Here is a 3179-nt window from a genome sequence, read left to right on the forward strand (position 1 = left end):
TGCAAATTATCGTCACCGACCCTGATATAACAATGCGGCTTGAGGCGCTTATCAGCCGGGCCAAATTCGGTTGAAGACAGCACTTCGCAAGCCAGAATTTCAATAGGCTTGGTATCGGGCAACATACGGGCGGCGGTAAGAACGGCGCGCTGTGTGATGTCATGATCAATGTTAATATCACCGCTATGATGCGTGAAAATCATATCAGGATCAGTCTTGCTGATAAAAATCTCAACCGTTTTCACAACATCCAGCAATGCCCGCGTATCCATGGCATTATCTGGAAAATCAGCAAATTCCACACTGGCCGCGCCAAGCATGTTCGCCGCCGCCTTTGTTTCATCTTTCAACGCATCAAGTGCCTTGGCGTCAGCCTCACCCCTTGATGTAAGGCCGGTTGCCATTATCAGAATATGAACCGATGCGCCCTCACCGGCCAGACGCGCAATGCTGGCACCGCAACCAAGCACCTCATCATCGGGATGCGCCATGATCACTGCAACTTTTTTCATATCACTGCCATTAGTCATTATGCGTGCCTTATAAATTTTAACCAGTCGCCATCATCATTTTCGATCTGCGTGAACCCGTTTCTTGAAAACAGCTTTTGCGAGCTTTCATTATCGACATGCACAAGCGCACAAAACTGCTGGCCACCATCAATAACGCTATAGGCTTCAAGTGCAATATTTAACCCCGCACTCGCATTATTATTACCGCGTGCCGCAGGGCTTAAATATATATCCGTGTAAACAAAATCAGCTTTCTTTTCCAGCCTGACCTGGCCTATATCAACACCATTCCTGACAATAATCCAGATTTTCGTAGCCGGATCAGCCAACCGGCTGCGCAACCAATTATCATGTTCCATTGGCGAAACCGGACCAGCGGTATTCTGTTTCCATCGCAGACTATCCGCAGAATTCACCCATGACAACAACAGCGCAGCATCTTCAATTACCGCCGGCCTGATCATTAGGTCATTCACGTTTTAGCCTTCATATGTCCCCGCACCTCAAAATCTGAAAATGCAATATCCCCGCGCAGAAACTTTTGGGGATCAGGTGATTGAAACGCCACCGCCATTTTTTCAAAGGCTAATCCAGCGCGATCCAAGGTTTCTTGCAATATTTCTTTGTTATCATGCGCAAGGCAGAAGTTCAAACCCGAGGCAATCAACAGGTTTTGGGCGGTGAATTCCTGACGCATAAGTGCAAGCGCAAAAGACTGATCTATCGGTAAATCATTAAAGGCAACACGCGGCCACCATGCTTCGCCGCTATATTGGATCATGGAGCCAAGCCCAGCGTTGGCCAAAGATTCATTCAAGCCTGACATGATCGATGATCCAAGCCCGTTTATGCGCTGAACTGCGTTGCTTGCCTCCAGCTTTTCTATTGTCGCAAGACCCGCAGCAATCGCCGATAATTCACCGCCAAATGTCGCAGAAAAGAATATGTTTTCCATTGTCGACATAATATCACGTCGGCCAACCAATGCCGATAATGGATAGCCGTTTGCCATTGCCTTGCCGAACGCCGCCAAATCCGGTGTTACACCATAGGCAGCCTGCGCGCCTCCCATATTGATCCGAAAGCCTGAAATGACCTCGTCAAAAATAAGCACAATTCCATAATGATCACATAGCTGGCGAACCGCTTGCAGAAATCCCTCCTCAGGCACCAGCTTGCCCGTCGGTTCGATCACTAACGCGGCTACATCATCGCCATGCTTCATCAACAAGTCGGCAAGGGCATCAGCGTCATTAAATGGAAATGTCAGGCTGAGTTCACGCACCGCCTTTGGCACGCCAAGGTTTTTAGCCGTCGTGCCAATATACCAATCATGCCAACCGTGATAGCCGCAAACAACGATTTTCTCACGCCCGTTAAACGCACGCGCAAGACGAACCGCCGCCGTTGTCGCATCAGATCCATTTTTACCATACCGCACCATTTCAGCGCAGGGGATCAGAGAGACAAGCTTTTCTGCAAGCTCGGCTTCAAGAACACTGGATAAGGACAAGCTGACACCGCGTTCCAGTTGGCGAACCACTGCCGCATCAACAAACGGATCAGCATATCCAAGCACCACCGGCAGCAGTGCCATCATATAATCAATATAATGATTACCGTCGATATCTGTGATAATCGCACCCGTTCCTGATTTGGCATAAACTGGCGCCTGACCGACCACCCAGCCAAGATAGCTTTTCGAGAATGTCTGGCTGCCAACAGGTATTGTTTTTAAAGCCCGAGACAGATGCTGGACCGATCGTTGATAGCCGGCATGCGGAACGCTATCCGCCTTTTTGTCAAAGGCCATGTCTCGGCCAGCTATACCGCGGTTCCACATCAGCAAATCAGGGTTTTGCGTCATTAGCGAAACAATGTCCTGCCACCCGCGCGTTAAAACATCATGACTGGCCAATGCGCACAGAAATTCATAATCCTGGGCAGTATCAAGCGTCCATCGTAAATGCGCAAAATCTGCATCTGCTGTGAAATGCCCAACCTTGAAATCGCCAGTTTCAACCGGCAGGCCCGCCCCATTGCGCATATAAGGCGTTACATGCTCGCGTGCCCATACATCTTTGCAATCACGTGCGGCGCTTGCCAATGCCGCCGAGGTGAATATTTCGATATCCAGACCATCGGGAAAGCTACGGTTAATAACATTGCTAAAATAGTCGTATGAGCCCGCCATAAAGGCATCAATCGCCGTGTCAATTAACGCACCATCCATCAGCGGGCAATCAGCTGTCAGCCTGATAATCACATCAGCCTGGCTGTGTTTAGCCGCATCATCAAAACGTTTAAGAACATCATGCTCACTCCCTCTGAATAGAGAGACGCCTAATTTTTGAGCTTCTTGGCAAAGAACATCATCCGCCGAATTGTCAGTTGTCGCAATGAGAATTTCGTCAATTTTCTTTGCCTGTTTAAGCCGTGCAATCATAAAGCCAAGAACGGTTGTTTGCGCCAAAGGCAGCAACGTTTTCCCCGGCAAACGGCTTGACCCCATACGGGCCTGAATTATGACAACACATCGGCTCATGAAAGGGCTACACTTTCCGTATAGGTTAGAATTTCAACATCCTTTTCGACAGATTTGATATCAAGCTGAATACCTGCCACGCTTGCCAAGGCATAATCAAGAAGGGCAAAACCAGCTGCGCT

Annotated in this window: 3 protein-coding genes; all 3 read right to left on the bottom strand. The window is 48.9% G+C overall.

The genetic code is table 11. From position 1 onward, the window contains the following. Window positions 1-512 (bottom strand): PIG-L family deacetylase (locus tag ABNT28_RS10545; protein WP_348721567.1); only part of this gene is annotated, 512 nt, incomplete at its 3' end. 17 nt (window positions 513-529) lie between these two features. Beyond that, the gene (locus tag ABNT28_RS10550) at window positions 530-988 is read right to left on the bottom strand and encodes a GNAT family N-acetyltransferase (RefSeq protein WP_348721568.1); all 459 of its coding nucleotides are present in this window, start codon (window positions 986-988) and stop codon (window positions 530-532) included. Then, a complete protein-coding gene (locus ABNT28_RS10555; RefSeq protein ID WP_348721569.1) occupies window positions 985-3057 on the bottom strand; it encodes an aminotransferase class III-fold pyridoxal phosphate-dependent enzyme in 2073 nt (690 codons plus the stop codon). Before ABNT28_RS10555 ends, ABNT28_RS10550 begins: the two co-directional genes overlap by 4 nt. Between the last annotated feature and the right edge of the window lie 122 nt (window positions 3058-3179).

Source organism: uncultured Candidatus Puniceispirillum sp., assembly GCF_963979125.1.
GTDB lineage: Bacteria > Pseudomonadota > Alphaproteobacteria > Puniceispirillales > Puniceispirillaceae > Puniceispirillum.